Below are 16,071 nucleotides of genomic sequence, written 5' to 3' on the forward strand. Positions count from 1 at the left end.
CCCGCTGCCGTCGTGCGTTTGAATGATCTGCACGTCGCCTGGGATACGACCCTCATCCTTCACGGCATCACCCTCGATATCCCCAGAGGGCAGACGGTCGCCCTCACGGGCGCCAACGGCTCCGGAAAATCAACCCTCCTCCACGCGGTCCTCGGCACTGCGCCGATCACTCGGGGCACGGCCAGCCTCTTCGGCGTCGACAACGCCGATCGGGCGCGGGTGCCCTGGTCGCGCATTGGCTATGTGCCCCAGCGCATCAGCGCCTCGGGAGCCGTCACTTCCAGTGCCCTCGAAGTCGTCCGCTCGGGGCTGCTCGGCCCGCACAAATGGTGGGCGTCCCGCTCGGACAGCTCCCGTGCCATGGCCGCCCTCGCCCGCGTCGGCCTCGCACACAGGGCGAAAGAGCCCATGTCGATCCTGTCGGGCGGGCAGCGCCAACGGGTCCTCATTGCGCGCGCGCTCGTGCGCACCCCCGATCTGCTCATCATGGATGAGCCCATGGCGGGGATTGACGCCGCCTCGCGCCGACGTCTCGCCGATATCCTCGCCGAGGCGAAGGATTCGGGAACGACGACCCTGCTCGTCCTCCACGAACTCGGGGAACTCGGCCCACACCTCGACCGCGAGCTCCACATCTCCTCCGGTCACCTCTCCTACGACGGCGCACCGCATATCGAGGACGATCACGAGCAGCATTCGGACGTCAGCGGGCACCACCACGCCCCTGCGACCCGCCAGGCGCCTCCCCTCGTCGACGACATCTTAAGAGGCGCACAATGACCACGATCCTCGACGGGCTCTTCTCCCTCGTCTCTTCGAACCTCATGCAGCGCTCGCTGCTTGCGGCCCTCCTCGTAGGCCTGTCCGCCCCGGTCGTGGGCACGTACCTCGTGCACCGCAGACTCGCAATGCTCGGAGACGGCATCGGCCACATCTCCTTGACCGGCGTCGCGCTCGGCTGGCTCGCCGGCACCTTCGCGAATGCGAGCCCGCACGACGCATGGGCCGTACCCGGAGCAATGATCGTCTCCCTCCTGGGCGCCGTGACCATCGAATTGATACGCCAATCGGGGCGCACCTCTGCGGACGTGGCGCTCGCCATGCTGTTCTACGGCGGCATCGCTGGCGGCGTCCTCCTCATCGGGATAGCGGGCGGCACTTCCGCGCAACTCAACAGCTATCTCTTCGGGTCGATCGCCACCGTCAGCTGGACCGACATCATCACGATCTCCGTGCTATCCGCACTCATCCTCCTCGTCGGCGTGGGCATCGCTCCCGCGCTCTTCTCGGTCACGAATGACGAGGACTTCGCCCGTTCGACGGGCCTTCCCGTCAATGCGCTGTCGATGGTCATCGCAGTCCTGTCGGCGCTCACCGTCGCGGTGGCGATGCGAGTCGTCGGGGCACTCCTCGTCTCCGCCCTCATGATCATCCCCGTCGCCATCGCGCAACTCGCTGCGAAGTCCTTCCGCTCCACGATGGCAGCGGCGATGGTCATCGGGGCAATCATCTGCATGATCGGATTGTCGGCGACCTATTTCATCGATTTGTCGCCCGGTGCGACCATCGTCGTCCTCGCGATCACGGTCTACGCAATCGGCTTTGTCATCCGGGGGATATGGGAAGGGCGCAGGCGGGCTTCGCGGATGCGGATCACCGCTGCCCGTGTCGAACATCCGGAACGGCTTACCACCGAGTAGGCCACTTGAGTATGCTCACCTCATCTGCACTTTTGTTGAAGGATGAAGGAATAGGCACCCCCATGCAACGTATGACGAAACAACGCCAGGCGGTCTTCGCCGAACTATCCCGCGTCGTCGACTTCCGCAGTGCGCAGCAGATTTATGAAGACCTCCACACGCAGGGAGAACGCGTGGGGCTGGCCACTGTGTACCGCAATCTTCAATCCCTCTCCGAAGACTCTCAGGTCGACGTGCTGCGCAATGGGGACGGCGAATCCCTCTACCGCCTGTGCAAGTCGAAGACCCACCACCACCACCTCGTATGCCGCAACTGCGGGCACGCCGAGGAGATCGCCAAAAACGACATCGAATCGTGGGTATCCGACGTCGCCTCTTCACATGGATTCACAGATGTGGAACACTCGATGGAGTTGTTCGGACTATGTAAGAAATGTGCAGGTAGCGATTCGTGATTCCCACCTGGGCGCAACAGGGCCCGCTGCTCATCATCTTCCTCTTCTTCGTCGTCTTCTTCCGTGCACAGGGGACGTACTGGTTGGGGCGCCTCACGGCGAAGGGTGCGCTGAGGGCCACTGATCGCCCGGGAATCATCGGCTCCATCGCACGTTGGTTCGATGGACCAATCCCCCGTAAAGGGGCTGCACTCCTCGATCACTGGGGACTCGTCATCATCCCCCTGTGCTTCCTCACCGTCGGCGTCCAGACGGCGGTCAATGCCGCCGCCGGAGTGGTGCGTCTCAAGTGGCGCACCTATACCCTCGCGATGCTGCCGGGATGCGTGTTGTGGGCGTTCATGTACGGCTTCGGGCTTCTTGCCGTGTGGATCGCGGCAGTGACCGCCGTCGCGGGCTCGCCGTGGGGCTGGTTCGGGATCGGTATCCTCCTGATTGTCGCGACCGGCTACCTGTGGTGGAGGCGCGCATCATCGAAGCGGACGGCACGGATCCGCACCTCGGACTGAGCCAGTCGCCGCTACCTGTGGACTGCGTCGATTGCTCCGCCGAATCGGCGTTCGCGCCCGGCGTATTGCAGCAGGCAATCCCACAGCGCCTCGCGGTCGAAAGCGGGCCACGGGGTATCGACGAACATCATCTCCGCGTAGGCGAGCTGCCACAGCAGATAGTTCGAGATGCGCTGCTCGCCGGATGTACGGATCATGAGGTCCACGTCAGGAACGTCAGGCAGATAGAGGTGGCGGGCGAAGGTCTTCTCGGTCACCCCTTCCGCTCGCAGTGAGCCTTCGGATACCCGCCGGGCGATATCCCGTGCGGCGTCGGTGATCTCGGCGCGCCCCCCGTAGTTGACGCACATGATGAGATCGAGGGTGGAGTTGTCCCGCGTCTGCTCGTCCGCCCGCTGCAATGCTGTGATGACGGACTTCCACAGGCGCGGTTGTCTCCCACTCCATCGCACGTGAACACCCCACTCCTTGAGTTGGCCGGTTCGCCGGGCGAGAACGTCCGTCGCATAGGACATGATGAAACGAACCTCTTGAGGGCTGCGCTTCCAATTCTCCGTGGAGAATGTGTAGACGGACAGGTAGCGCACGCCTGCGTCGATGGCGCCCGCGATCGTGTCCATGAGAGCGTATTCACCGGCCCTGTGGCCCTCTGTGCGCGCCAATCCCCGCGAGTTCGCCCACCTGCCATTGCCATCCATGACGAGGGCGACGTGGGCGGGGACCTCCCCCTTGGCGAACACCGGCGCGGGCTCATGCCATTGGCCGGGTCCGGCGAGCGGCGCGAAGGGGTCCGCGCCGGCGCGATCCATCGGGGTGAGTACATCACTCATCGTCTGCTCCTTTCGAGTACTCGGAGCGACTTGATGCGCCGTTCCAAGTGCCATTGAGCGTAAGCGGAAACCAGGCCTGCCGCCTCCTGCCGCGCATAGTCATCGCTGGTATCTGCTCCCGCCCAATCCCCCGAGAGCAAATCGCCCATGAGTGTCATCGTCGCCTGAGCGGGTGCGGCGGCTCCCGCACGACGACACTCATCGCAGACGACGCCGCCCTCGGAGATGGAGAAGGCCCTATGCGGGCCGGGTGCGCCGCAGACAGCGCAGTCGAAGCATGAGGGCGCCCAGCCTGCGATGGCGAGGGCGCGCAGGATGTACGACGTCACGGTGAGGGTCGGATCGTGGCGATGATTGGCGAGGGCGTGCAGCGCGCCCACGAGGAGCAGGTACTGCGAGTGGGCTCCTTCGTCGGAGTCAGATGTTAGTCTCTCGGCAGTCTCCACCATGACGCATGCGCGCGCATAGAGATCGAAGTCGGCGGCGAGCGCTTGGCCGTGTGAGGAGATGAGCGACACCTGGGTGATCGTGTCGAGGCTTCTGCCAACGTGCAGCTGGACGTCGATCACATTGAAGGGTTCGACGTGGAATCCGAACTTCGAGTTCGTGCGCCGCACTCCCTTGGCGATTGCCCGAACGATGCCGTGCTCCGCCGTGAGCAGCCAAATGATGCGGTCCGCCTCTGCGAGCTTATGGGTGCGCAGCACGACCGCTTCATCCCGGCAGGTTCTTATCACCCGCGTATTGTCGCACCACTGCGCCCGCAGCGGGCTCAGGCGCCCCTCTTGATGAAGAATGCGGGGATGGTGCAGGAGATGAGCAGAGCGGCGATGCCGTTCATGTAGTTCCACGAGCCCGACACCATGTACACACCGTCGACCATGCCCGTCCGTACCCATTGCCCCGACCTGGAAATCGCGGATACAGGCCTCGAGGATATTAATGGCAAGGATGGCGGGCACGAAGAACAGAGCCCACGTATTCACGGCACTCTTCGGGAGGTAGCGGATCGCCACGTATCCTCCACGGCTAGGTCCGCCGATCCTTGGATCTCTTCTCAACGCAGCCCGGCTAGCCTCTCGTGCGCAGCCAATACAGGCGCGCCGCGAAGTTCCACGTGACGAATGCAGGCACGGGGGCAGCGAATAGGAGCAGCCAGGCACCAATGGCGTGGGTCGGCGCGGTTGAGAGAGTCTGGTCCCCCAAAGCGACGGTCGCCAGAACTGTCAGGACAAGAACCGCCAGTGCGGGGACAACCGTCCAAGACGGGGGCTTCGGACGTCGTTGCTCAACGGGCGCATCGGTGTGCATCGGCACGAGGGCGAGGCGACGCCCGAAAAGAAAAGCCGAAAACATTACCCATGAAGGCAGGGACAATGCGACGCGTACAAAGGTCCCGCCTCTGCCCGCCTCGTATATGAGACCGAGAGGGCTGAAGACGACCGCCGTCGCAACGAGCACTGTCACGGGGAGAATCATCTCAACCACTGTGATGAGAGTGAAGAGTTCTCTCCTTGACGAGCGCGGCCTCCTCGAATACTCCGCTCCCGTGAGCGATATCGGTCCACACCGTCTCCCCTCTGGCCCGGGAGGGCACGAGCCTCCATCTCGCAATGGATGAGAGATCAGCCAAGCGTGCGCGGCTCGGCCTGCGCGCCCCTGCATCGTCCGGGGGCGCGAGTCCATCCGCCGACTCGACGTGCGGATGGACGATTCCCATCCGCGTGACAACGAATACCACGGCAGGCAGGAGCAATCCCGCTACACCGAGCGCCGGAAGGAAGCTCCGGTGGGCGGATACCAGGTAGAAGAAGGCTGAGCCGAGCACCGTGAAGGAGGCGACGATGATGAGGATCATCCCGACCATGAGCTGGCGCCGTGATCGGATAAGGGAGTCGCGCACCTGTTCGGGTTGGGCTTTGCCCCTGCGGATCGAGCGCATCCGAGGATTGAAGGCCGAGGCCATCACGAGGTACCCGGAACCGATGAGGAGCGCGAGTCCCATGGTCTTCCCGCCGTATTCGCCGCTATTCGTGAAGACGTCATCTCCCGCGACGATCATGGCGACGCCGATGAGCATGAAGAGGAGTCCAACCGCCCAGCGGAGTAGCACCCGACCCAGGACGATCGACATGACAGAAGCCGTCGACCAGGTGCCGCTCGGCGGTATCAAAAGGTCAGTCACTTCGACGAAGGACCAGGTTCCGTTGTTGCCCGCCTCGAGATACATGTCGTCGCCGAAGGGCACCAGAGTTGCGAGAGTCCGTTGGTGCTTCCCACCACCGGCCCTCGCTGTGGTGGTGCCGTGTTCGTGTTTCGAACGCTTCTTACGGGAGACCGCCTTGCGTTCTCGAGCCGGTTCTTCTGCGGACTCCGCCTGCTCGTCCGCCACGGCCCCGGCGAATCCCGGGTAGTCGCTGCTCGTCGGCAACTCGTCGAAAGCGGGTGTGAGGGTTAAGGCCTCAAGTCCCCCATTCCCGTAGGGATAGCGCCGGTCACGCAATACGGGCTCCACAGCCGATTCGACCGAAGTCGGCTCGGCGGGCGCATCGACGCTCCCGTCCTCGTTCGGCGCCCATTTGCTCGGTTCATTGCCCGTGCGCTGCGGCCCGTCTGGCCGTCGGCCCTTGCGCTGTGCCATCTTCTGCTTCTCCGGTGACCCGACGGCCCCCGCCGGGCGGCGGGGCTATCGGTGAGACTAGCGCAGTGCCCGGTTCACCGCCGAGATGACGGCTTTGTACGTGGCGCGGGTGATCGAGGAGTCGATGCCGACGCCCCACACGATCTGCCCGTCGACGGCCGCCTCGACATAGGACGCCGCTAGGGCGTCCCGGCCCTGACTCATCGCATGCTCGGAGTAGTCGAGGACGCGCACATCGAGGTCGAATTGGTGCAGAGCCGACACGAAGGCGTCGATCGGGCCAGAGCCCGTCGCTGACACTTCCACCGGGGCGCCATTGTCGCGAAGCATCGCATGCAGTTCGACGCGCTCATCGTCGGATGTCGACACTCGCGACGACCCGAGTTCGAAGCGGCCCCACGGTGTCAGGCCCTTCGCCGATGAGGTCGGCAGGTATTCGTCTGCGAAGATCGCCCACAGCTGATCCGCATCGATTTCTCCGCCGAAGGAGTCCGTGTGGCGCTGGACGATGCGAGAGAACTCGATCTGTAGGCGTCTGGGCAGTTCGAGATTGTGGGTCGTCGACATGATGTAGGCGACGCCGCCCTTGCCCGACTGAGAGTTGACGCGAACGACGGCCTCGTAGGAGCGTCCGACATCATGCGGGTCGATGGGTAAGTAGGGCAGTTCCCAGATGACGGCGTTCTCATCTCCGCCGGCCTCTTCGACCTTCTTTTTGCGCGCGGAAAAACCCTTCTTAATGGCATCTTGGTGGGAGCCGGAAAAGGAGGTGTAAACGAGGTCGCCCACGTAGGGCGCTCTGGGTGACGTCGGCATCTGCGTGCAGTACTCGATGGTCTGACGGATTGCGTCGACATTAGAGAAGTCGATGCCCGGGTCAATGCCCTGCGAGAAGAGGTTGAGCCCGAGCGTCACCAGGTCGACATTGCCGGTGCGCTCACCCTGCCCGAGAAGGCATCCCTCGATGCGGTCGGCTCCGGCGAGCATTGCAAGCTCCGCCGCCGCGATACCCGTGCCACGATCATTGTGGGGGTGGACGGAGATGGCGATGTGTTCGCGTCTGGACAGATTGCGCGACATGTACTCGATTTGGTCCGCGTAGACATTCGCTGTGGCGCGTTCAACGGTCGCCGGCAGGTTGAGGATGATCTCCCTGTCGTCCTCGGGCTGCCACACGTCCATGACCGCCTCACAGATTTCGAGTGCGAACTCCGGTTCAGTATCGACGAAGATCTCCGGAGAGTATTCGAAGCCGAAAATCGTGTCGTCGTCGAGGCGCTTCTCCGCCTGCGCGATGACCTCCCGCGTTCCCGACACGGCGAGTTCCACGGTCTGCGCCATGTCGTTGCCGAAAACGATGTCTCGAAACACGGGCGCCGTGGCGTTGTAGAGGTGGACGGTTGCGCGGGGGAAGCCGATGAGAGCCTCAAGAGTGCGCTCAATGATCTCCGGGCGAGACTGAGTGAGAACGGAGATGGTGACGTCCTCGGGTACGGCGCCGTCATCAATGAGGGAGCGGACGAAATCGAAGTCCGTTTGCGATGCGGCGGGGAAGCCGATCTCGATCTCCTTGTATCCGAGGGAGACGAGCAGGTCGAACATGCGGCGCTTGCGCACGGAGTCCATCGGTTCGATAAGCGCCTGGTTTCCGTCGCGCAGGTCGGTTGACATCCAGCGGGGCGCTTTCGTGATCCGCTTCGTCGGCCAGACGCGATCGGGCAGCGAGACAGGATTGGTGTCGAGGAAAGGCCGGTATTTGCGGATCGGCATCCCAGAGGTTGTGGGGGCGGGTACGCTGCCTGTGGTCTTCACTGGTCAATGTCCTTGGGTCATGGTCCGATGCGGGCCGGACATGACGTGAGCCGCGACGAGGATCCGGCCCCTTTCAGGCCCCGTCGCGGCGCATAAGCTCGAGTCGCACATTGCGCATAGGCCAACTGTACGAGGACGGGGCCGATGATGCGCCCCGCCGTACACAATGCGGACTGCGGGCACTCACGCAATGAGGGTCCAGATGAGCAGGATGACGCCGATGAGGGGGAGCGCACCCTGTTTCACGGCAGCCGACCGGTGCGCCGGGGAGGCGGCGAATAAAACGAGGGCTGCGCAGAGCATGGAGGCGGTAGAGAACAGAGCAAGCGTCGTACCGACGGTCCCGATCGTGCCGACTCCCCGTGACACTGCGACGAGTACCGCACCGATTGCGGCGCCGATTGCGAGGAAGAGATTGTAGAAGCCCTGGTTGAAGGCATAGAAGGCGTGCGCCCTGGCCTCTTCGGCGGTGCCGCCGAATATCTTCCGGGCAGTCGGCCCCTCCCAGGCAAATGCTTCGAGCCAGAAGATGAACAGGTGGAGCAGTGCGGCGCCGACAACGGCGATGAGCGCGATGATCGTAGGGAGCGTCATGCCATCAATTATCCGCTCCTCCCCCACTGCTCCCCACTCCGAGCACTGTGCCATTCGTCCCAGATAACCGAATGCGTCTGTTGCGTAAAGCACTCGACGGGCCTTCGAGAATCGTCCCCTTCCCTAAGGCGTTCATTCTGCGGACGCCTCTAGTTTTCCCCCGTCTTTCAACAGTTGAAGACAGTGACGCGGAGCAGGACACTCCATTCTCTTTCAGGACTTCGGGCCCAGTCGTACTCTATCCGTGTTCCCCGTTCTCGACGACGTTGTGCGACCGGAAAGGACCACTTGTGCGTATAGCCCTCTTCGCAACATGTCTTGCGGATGCCATGTTCCCGCAAGCAGCCCAGGCGACTGTGAAACTCCTGGAGAGACTCGGCCATGAAGTCGTCTTCCCTGAGGGACAGGTGTGCTGCGGCCAGATGCACGCCAATACCGGCTACTTCAAACAGGCTGCGGAAATCACCCGCAACCACGTGAAGACCTTCGAGCCGGTACTCGACGGCGAGTGGGATGCGATCGTCGTCCCCTCTGGATCGTGCACAGGCGCGGCCCGTCATGAGCAGGAGCTCGTCGCCAACCACGTGGGGGACACAGCGCTCGCCACGCGCGTCAAACAGGTCGCCGCTCACACCTACGACCTCACCGAGCTCCTGACCGATGTCCTCGGACTCGAGGACATCGGAGCGTACTTCCCGCACACCGTCACCTACCACCCCACCTGCCACTCGATGCGTATCGCACGGGTCGGTGACCGCCCCTACCGCCTCCTCAAAGCCGTCGAGGGGCTCACCCTCATCGACTTGCCCGATGCGGAGGTCTGCTGCGGTTTCGGCGGCACCTTCTCCCTGAAGAACTCCGACACGTCGACGGCAATGCTCGCCGATAAGGTAACCAACGTCATGTCGACGCGCGCAGAAGTACTGTGCACGGGCGATTACTCGTGCCTCATGCACATCGGCGGGGGTCTGTCGAGGCTGCGCTCCGGCGTGCGTATCATGCACCTCGCTGAGATTCTCGCCTCGACCAAGGAATCCCCCTTCATCGGCAATATCTCCTTCGCACCCAAGCACTCCCAGGTGGTGGCCAAATGAGTACGACATTCATCGGCATGCCCGATGTTCCCGATGCGCACACCGGTGGATGGCGCACCACGGTCGACATCCCTGAAGATACCCTGCGCTGGGGCACCACATTTCCCGAGGGGGCCAGCAAGACCCTCGCCAATACGCAGATGCGCCGCAACCTCGGGCACGCGACTCGCACAATCCGCGGCAAGCGGGCCATGCGCGTCGCCGAGATGCCCGACTGGCAGGACCTGCGTGACGCGGCTGAAGCGGTGAAGTTCGAGGTCGCTTCGCGGATGCCCGAACTCCTCGAGCAATTCGAGGCGAATGTCACCGCCCGGGGCGGCATCGTCCACTGGGCGCGTGATGCCCACGAAGCGAACCGCATCATCGCCGACATCATCAAGTCGAAGGGCGTTGACGACGTCGTGAAGATCAAGTCGATGGCCACCCAGGAGACGAACCTCAACGAGTTCCTCAAAGAAGAGGGCATCTACGCCCACGAAACGGACCTCGCTGAAATGATCGTCCAACTCGCAGACGATATGCCCAGCCACATCGTCGTCCCCGCGATCCACCGAAACCGCTCCGAAGTGCGCGGCATCTTCCTCGACCGCATGGACGACGCCCCCGATGACCTCTCTGATAATCCCCAGGAGCTCACCGCAGCGGCCCGCGCCCACCTGCGGCGCAAGTTCCTCCACGCGAAGGTCGCCGTGTCGGGGACGAATATGGGCATCGCAGAAACCGGAACCGTCTCGATCTTCGAATCCGAGGGCAATGGCCGCATGTGCCTCACCCTCCCCGACACTCTCATCACCCTCATGGGCATTGAGAAGCTCGTCCCCCGCTTCCAGGACGTCGAAATCTTCTCCCAGCTCCTGCCCCGCTCGGCGACGGGCGAACGCATGAACCCCTACACGTCCATGTGGACCGGTGTCACGCCCGGCGACGGGCCCCAGGAGTTCCACCTCGTTCTCATGGACAATGGGCGCACGAAGACGCTGTGCGATCCGATCGGGCGTCAGGCCCTCGCCTGCATCCGCTGCGGCTCGTGCATGAATATCTGCCCGGTGTACCAGCACACCTCGGGTCACGCCTACGGCTCGGTCTACCCCGGTCCGATCGGCGCGATCCTCACGCCCCAGCTCACACAGGGACTCGGCGAGCACGACCCCGTTCACACGCTCCCCTACGCGTCCTCCCTGTGCGGTGCGTGCGCCGATGTGTGTCCGGTGAAAATCGACATCCCGACGATTCTCATCCACCTGCGCGCACGCAGCATCGATGTGAAGAAGAACCTCATCCCGGACGTGTGGGACCTGGCGATGAATGCCTCCGCCCCGGTGATGTCGAAGCCGACGCTGTGGAAGGCAACGACTCAGGCAGCGAAGACGACGCGCCTGTTGGGCGGCAAGAAGGGACGCATCGACGCACTGCCCTTCCCCGCCTCCTTGTGGACGAGTGCCCGCGACATCCCCGTCACCCCGAAGGAGACATTCCGACAGTGGTGGAAGCGGACGCACCCCGACTCTAACGCCTCCGCCCCGAGAACGGATGCCCCCGCACGTGGCATTCCCCTGGCGAGCGGCTCCGGCATGACGACACGCACGAATGATGAGGAGCAGCAGCGATGACGATCGACGCGAAGAGCGCGATTCTCGCCCGGGCACGTGACGCTATCTCTCGTTCACAAGAGGGGCGTCCCGTGCGCGACATCCCCCGCGCCTACATCCGCAAGGGTGAACATGCCCCCGGCTCCCCCGAAGTCATCGCCGATATGGTGGAAAAGCTCGAGGACTACTCGGCGAAGGTCGTCGAGGCCGCAGATGAGGCCGCGATCTGCGACGGAATCGACGCGATGCTCGAAGGCGCAAGCAGCGTCGTCGTCCCCGTAGGCCTGCCCGAAGCCTATAAGGAGGCCGCCGCCAGGAATGGGCGAGTCGTCTACGAGGATTCGCGTGAGAACGCGATCGCCACACTCGACCTCGACACGATCGACGCGGTTGTCACCTGTTCACGCGTCGCAGTGTCCCTGTCTGGCACGATCATCCTCGACGGCGAGCCCGACCAGGGCAGACGGGCCATCACCCTGGTCCCCGACACGCACGTCGTCGTCGTCGAACGCGACGCGGTGATGCCGACCGTCGCCCAGGCGGTCGATGTCCTCGGGAAGAATCCGACCCGCCCGATGACGTGGATCGCAGGGCCCTCTGCGACCTCCGATATCGAGCTCGTGCGAGTCAACGGGGTGCATGGGCCGCGCAACCTGCGAGTCGTTATCGCGCATTGATCCCCGGGCGCGGCACGCCGTACCCGGCCCCCGCCCCGACCACGGTCTCCGCGCCAATCGTGACGCCCGGGGACACGATGACGCCGACCCCGAGCCACACGTTGTCGCCGATGAAGATGTCGGTGTCGTCGACTAGGACGGCATTGAAATTGATGAACCGCTGGCGCCGATGTGGACGTGGGCGCCGCCCGCGCGGGGACCGCCTGGGCCTGACCCGGCCTCGTCCTCCGCGTCGTCCGAGGAACCACGCCCACGAAGGACCATCCCGCCCCTCGCCCCACTCCNGTGACGGAGGGCGGCTACAACGTCGACGACGCCACCGGGCTGTTCCGTACGGAGTCGGCCGGCGCCGCCCGAGACGCCGCGGACCCGCGCCACCCGACCACCAGTTTCGGGTACATCGTCGAGGCCCTCCGCCAGCGGCGCGAGGCGGGCACCGCCCCCTTCACCGTGATGAGCTGCGACAACCTGCCGGGCAACGGCAAGGTGGCGCGCACGGCCGTCGTGTCGCAGGCGCGGATGAGCGACCCGGACTTCGCCCAGTGGATCGACCAGAACGTCGCCTTCCCCAACTGCATGGTCGACCGCATCACCCCGCAGACGACTCCCGCTGACATCGAGTCGGTGCGAGAGCGCCTCGGCGTGGAGGACGCGTGGCCCGTGGTGTGCGAACCGTTCACGCAGTGGGTCCTGGAGGACGTGTTCACCGACGGCCGCCCGCCCTTCGAGCACGTCGGCGTGCAAATGGTGTCCGACGTGGTCCCCTACGAGCTCATGAAGCTCCGCCTGCTCAACGCCTCGCACCAGAGCCTGGCCCACTGGGGGCGCCTATTGGGCATCGAGTACGCGCACGACGCGGCCGCCGACCCGGACATCGCCGCATGGGTGCGCGCCTACTTGGAGCGCGAGGCGCGCCCGACCCTGCGGCCGGTCCCCGGGATCGACTTGGACGGGTACGTGGACACCCTCTTCGAGCGCTTCACGAACGAGGCCATCGCCGACACGCTGTTCCGCCTCGCGCAGGACGCGTCGAACAGGATGCCGAAGTTCGTGCTCGGCACTGTGCGCGACAACCTGGCCAGCGGCGGGGGCATCCGCTTGGGCGCCGCGATGGTCGCGGCGTGGGCGCTGGGCGACGAGGGCGTCGACGAGGCGGGCGCGCCGATCGCGATCGACGACCCGGCGGGCGCCCGCCTGCTGGAGTTGGCCGCCGCGCAGAAGGAGGGCGACGACCGCGCCTTCGTCTCCGACGAGGCGGTGTTCGGCGACCTGTCCGCGAACGGACGCTTCGTCGAGGAGTTCGTCTCCCAGCTGAGGGCGCTGCGCGCCGAGGGGGCGCGCGCCCGGATGCGGGCGCTGGTCGGCTAGGCGTAGGAGGGCCGGGGCGCCCGCAGGTAGTGGCCCGTGAGCGAACGGGGGCAATCCGCGATGTCACTGGGCGTGCCCTGCGCGACGATGCGCCCGCCCTCAGCGCCACCGCCCGGACCCATGTCTATCACCCAGTCGGCGTTGCGGATCAGGTCCAGGTCGTGTTCGATCACCAGGACGGTCGCCCCCTGGTCGATGAGGCGTTGCAACACGTCGAGCAGCACCTGCACGTCGGCCGGGTGCAGGCCGATCGTCGGCTCGTCGAAGACGAAAAGGGTGCCGTCCTGGCGCCGTCCCATCTCCGAGGCGAGCTTGAGCCTCTGCGCCTCGCCGCCCGACAGGGCGGGCGTCGCCTCTCCCAGCGTTAGGTAGCCGAGCCCGAGCCCCGAGAGGGTGTCGAGCAGCGCACGGGCCTTCTTCAGCCCGCGCACCGCCTCGCGCGCGTCATCAACGCTCATGGCCATGATGTCCGGCAGGCTCAATCCGTCGCGCCGGATGCCGTCCGCCCCGGAACCGTACCTGCTGCCCCGGCAGTCCGTGCACTCGATGTCCACGTCGGGCAGGAACTGCACGTCCAGTGTGATCTGCCCCGTTCCGTCGCACGTCGGGCACCGCAGCGAACCCGTGTTGTACGAGAACGCGCCGGCTGTGAGCCCCGCCGCCCTCGCCTCGTCCGTGCGGGCGAACGCGCGGCGCAGCTCGTCCAAAACCCCGGAGTACGTGGCCACGGTCGAGCGCACGTTCACACCGATGGGCGTCGCGTCAATGAGGGCGGCGCGCGAAATGCCCGCCGCGTCCACCTCCCGGACCCACGCGGGCAGCGCCTCGCCGCCCAGGCGCGCTCGCAACGCGGGGATCAGCGACTCGAGGACCAGAGTTGTCTTGCCCGACCCGCTCACGCCCGTCACCGCTGTCAGCGCGCCCACCGGGAAATCGACGCTGAGCGGGCGAACCGTGTGGATCGAAGCGGTTTCCAGGTGAATCGCGCCGCGCCCGTCCGGATCCGCGCCGACCGCCCCCTCGCCCGCCGCGCGCTCAACCCGGCGGGTCCCGGCCATGTACGGGCCGACGCGGGAGGCGGGGGCGGCCATGGCCTCGTCGATGGCGCCCTGGAAGATGACGCGGCCGCCGTCAGATCCGGCGCCCGGGCCGATCTCGATCAGGTGGTCCGCCGCGGCCAGCACGCGCGTGTCGTGATCGACGACGACGACCGAGTTCCCGTCCGCCAACAGCTCCTGGATGATGTCCAGGACGCCGTCCACATTGGAGGGGTGCAGGCCGATGGTCGGCTCGTCCAGCACGTACAGGACGCCGGTCGTGCGGTTGCGGACCGCCCGGGCGAGTTGCACGCGCTGGCGCTCGCCGTTGGACAGGGTGGAGGAAGCGCGGTCCAGGGACAGGTAGGACAGGCCCAGGTCGACCAAGCGCGCCATTGGCTCGGCCATCTCGTCGACGATCACGCGGGCCATGGGGGCGACCTCGCCGGAGACGAGGCCGGGGACCCTTCCCACCCATTCGCGCAGTTCGCCCAGGGTCAGGCGCGAGGCCTGGCCCAGGTCGATGCCGTCGATCAGCGTCGAGCGGACGCGCTCCCCCAGGCGCGTCCCCCCACACGCGGGGCATTCGCGCGTAATGAGGTACTTCTCGACGCGAGCGAGGGCCTTCTCGTCCTTGGCCTTCGCAAGCGCGTTCTCGACCGTCGCGACCGCGTTGAAGTACGTGAAGTCCAGCTCCGCCCCGCCCGTCTTCGTGGCGACCACAACGTGCCTCTTCTCGGCCGGCCCCTCGTAGACAATGGCCCTCTCCTGGTCGGTGAGGTCCCGGAAGGGCACGTCGGTGCGCACGCCCATCTCGCGGGCGACATCCTTCATGAGCTTCCACATGAGTGAGCCCCACGGGGCCACGGCCCCCTGGTCGATCGTCAGAGACTCGTCGGGGACCAGCGCCGCACGGTTAACGACCCGCTGGACGCCCATCCCCTCGCACACCGGGCATGCCCCGCCGGAGTTGAACGCCATCTCCTCAGCGCCCAAGCCGTAGAAGAACACGGCGCACTGCGGGCAGGTCAAGGGCTCCTCAAGCGACACGTTGCGCGACGGGGGCACGCGGTGACCGTTGGGACACAGATAAGATCCCGCGCGCGAGAACAGAAGGCGCAGGTGGTTGAGGAGTTCGGTCGCCGTGCCGAAGGTGGAGCGTACGTCGGGCACCCCCGGCCTCTGCCGCAGCGCGAGGGCGGCCGGCACATGGAGGACCTCGTCAACGTCGGCCCTTGACGCCTGGGAGATGCGCCTGCGCGTGTAGGTGGCCAAGGACTCGACGTAGCGGCGCGATCCTTCGGCGTAGAGGACCCCGAGGGCCAGTGAGCTCTTGCCGGAGCCGGAGACCCCAGCCACCGCCACGAACTCGCCCAGGGGGACATCGACGTCAATGTTCTTGAGGTTGTGGATGCGCGCTCCGCGCACCTGGATGCTGGTGGGACGTGTGCGGTGTGGCATGGAGGTCCATTCGTGTTCGACGGGGCGGGGGTCTGGGCGCGCCGATCCCACCGTAGCGCCGTCGACCCGTGCGCGCAGCGAGGCGCGGCGTCCAATCCGCCGCCGACTGACAAGCCCTCCCCAATGCACGCCGGGGGTCCGTGAGTGCAGCCTGGTGGCGGCGGTCTGTGCGAGGTTGGGTGGCTTGGCGCCCCAATACATGCCAGGTGCTTCGCACCTCCGTGGGCGATATGGCGGCATTCACTTTGCGAAGCGAGGGCGGTGTCGCGCTCCCCCCCCTTGGAGCGCCAGAAGTTGACGACCT

The 16,071-nt window shown here is 65.5% G+C and carries 14 protein-coding genes and 3 pseudogenes; 8 read left to right on the top strand and 9 right to left on the bottom strand.

From position 1 onward, the window contains the following. Positions 1–12: 12 nt before the first annotated feature. The 4 genes from BQ7471_RS02220 (at position 13) to BQ7471_RS02235 (ending at position 2,664) form a co-directional block, all read left to right on the top strand. A complete protein-coding gene (locus BQ7471_RS02220; RefSeq protein WP_129583317.1) occupies positions 13–780 on the top strand; it encodes a metal ABC transporter ATP-binding protein in 768 nt (255 codons plus the stop codon). Beyond that, positions 777–1,700, top strand: a complete 924-nt coding sequence (locus BQ7471_RS02225; RefSeq protein WP_205408234.1) for a metal ABC transporter permease — start codon at positions 777–779, stop codon at positions 1,698–1,700. The genes BQ7471_RS02220 and BQ7471_RS02225 overlap by 4 nt, the downstream gene beginning before the upstream one ends. Before the next feature lie 62 nt (positions 1,701–1,762). Then, a complete protein-coding gene (locus BQ7471_RS02230; protein WP_076463888.1) occupies positions 1,763–2,155 on the top strand; it encodes a Fur family transcriptional regulator in 393 nt (130 codons plus the stop codon). Then, the gene (locus BQ7471_RS02235; protein ID WP_076463890.1) at positions 2,152–2,664 is read left to right on the top strand and encodes a DedA family protein; all 513 of its coding nucleotides are present in this window, start codon (positions 2,152–2,154) and stop codon (positions 2,662–2,664) included. Before BQ7471_RS02230 ends, BQ7471_RS02235 begins: the two co-directional genes overlap by 4 nt. Positions 2,665–2,675: 11 nt before the next feature. Here BQ7471_RS02235 and BQ7471_RS02240 read toward each other — a convergent pair whose 3' ends face one another. The 7 genes and pseudogenes from BQ7471_RS02240 to BQ7471_RS02265 all read right to left on the bottom strand — a co-directional run bounded on the left by BQ7471_RS02240 (position 2,676) and on the right by BQ7471_RS02265 (position 8,541). Further along, complete coding sequence (locus BQ7471_RS02240) at positions 2,676–3,494, bottom strand: isoprenyl transferase (RefSeq protein WP_076463892.1); 819 nt, start codon at positions 3,492–3,494, stop codon at positions 2,676–2,678. Beyond that, positions 3,491–4,228, bottom strand: coding sequence for a DNA repair protein RecO (gene recO / locus BQ7471_RS02245; RefSeq protein WP_076464389.1), 738 nt, complete (start codon positions 4,226–4,228; stop codon positions 3,491–3,493). Before recO ends, BQ7471_RS02240 begins: the two co-directional genes overlap by 4 nt. A 216-nt stretch (positions 4,229–4,444) precedes the next feature. Then, positions 4,445–4,657: pseudogene (locus BQ7471_RS11825) on the bottom strand (hypothetical protein); the annotation flags it as partial. After that, positions 4,566–4,961 (bottom strand): hypothetical protein, encoded by a 396-nt coding sequence (locus tag BQ7471_RS02250; protein ID WP_129583318.1) that lies wholly within the window; start codon positions 4,959–4,961, stop codon positions 4,566–4,568. The pseudogene BQ7471_RS11825 and the gene BQ7471_RS02250, both read right to left, overlap by 92 nt. Positions 4,962–4,974: 13 nt before the next feature. Further along, positions 4,975–6,135, bottom strand: a complete 1,161-nt coding sequence (locus BQ7471_RS02255) for a hypothetical protein (RefSeq protein ID WP_076463895.1) — start codon at positions 6,133–6,135, stop codon at positions 4,975–4,977. A gap of 57 nt (positions 6,136–6,192) precedes the next feature. Further along, positions 6,193–7,947 carry a 2-isopropylmalate synthase gene (leuA, locus tag BQ7471_RS02260; RefSeq protein ID WP_076463896.1) on the bottom strand — a complete coding sequence of 585 codons (1,755 nt, stop codon included), beginning with the start codon at positions 7,945–7,947 and terminating at the stop codon, positions 6,193–6,195. Positions 7,948–8,130: 183 nt separating this feature from the next. Next, on the bottom strand, positions 8,131–8,541 hold the full coding sequence (locus tag BQ7471_RS02265) for a DUF1304 domain-containing protein (protein ID WP_076463898.1): 411 nt from the start codon (positions 8,539–8,541) through the stop codon (positions 8,131–8,133). A 290-nt stretch (positions 8,542–8,831) separates the two neighbouring features. Here BQ7471_RS02265 and BQ7471_RS02270 point away from each other — a divergent pair, with 290 nt between their 5' ends. From BQ7471_RS02270 to BQ7471_RS02280, 3 genes are read left to right on the top strand one after another with little or no spacing between them, the layout of a single operon-like run. Continuing rightward, positions 8,832–9,635, top strand: a complete 804-nt coding sequence (locus BQ7471_RS02270; protein ID WP_076463899.1) for a (Fe-S)-binding protein — start codon at positions 8,832–8,834, stop codon at positions 9,633–9,635. After that, entirely contained in the window at positions 9,632–11,245 is a 1,614-nt protein-coding gene (locus BQ7471_RS02275) for a LutB/LldF family L-lactate oxidation iron-sulfur protein (RefSeq protein WP_076463901.1), read from the top strand. The genes BQ7471_RS02270 and BQ7471_RS02275 overlap by 4 nt, the downstream gene beginning before the upstream one ends. Beyond that, positions 11,242–11,901, top strand: coding sequence for a LutC/YkgG family protein (locus BQ7471_RS02280; RefSeq protein WP_076463902.1), 660 nt, complete (start codon positions 11,242–11,244; stop codon positions 11,899–11,901). The genes BQ7471_RS02275 and BQ7471_RS02280 overlap by 4 nt, the downstream gene beginning before the upstream one ends. A 25-nt stretch (positions 11,902–11,926) precedes the next feature. On the opposite strand, the pseudogene BQ7471_RS02285 reads toward BQ7471_RS02280, so the two are convergent. After that, positions 11,927–12,019: pseudogene (locus BQ7471_RS02285) on the bottom strand (DapH/DapD/GlmU-related protein); the annotation flags it as partial. 167 nt (positions 12,020–12,186) lie between these two features. On the opposite strand from BQ7471_RS02285, the pseudogene BQ7471_RS02290 reads away from it, so the two are divergent. Next, positions 12,187–13,269: pseudogene (locus tag BQ7471_RS02290) on the top strand (mannitol dehydrogenase family protein); the annotation flags it as partial. Here BQ7471_RS02290 and BQ7471_RS02295 read toward each other — a convergent pair. Next, positions 13,266–15,767, bottom strand: coding sequence for an excinuclease ABC subunit UvrA (locus BQ7471_RS02295; RefSeq protein WP_076463904.1), 2,502 nt, complete (start codon positions 15,765–15,767; stop codon positions 13,266–13,268). The pseudogene BQ7471_RS02290 and the gene BQ7471_RS02295 overlap by 4 nt on opposite strands. Between the last annotated feature and the right edge of the window lie 304 nt (positions 15,768–16,071).

The sequence above is a fragment of the Actinomyces mediterranea genome, from assembly GCF_900155595.1.
Lineage (GTDB): Bacteria > Actinomycetota > Actinomycetes > Actinomycetales > Actinomycetaceae > Pauljensenia > Pauljensenia mediterranea.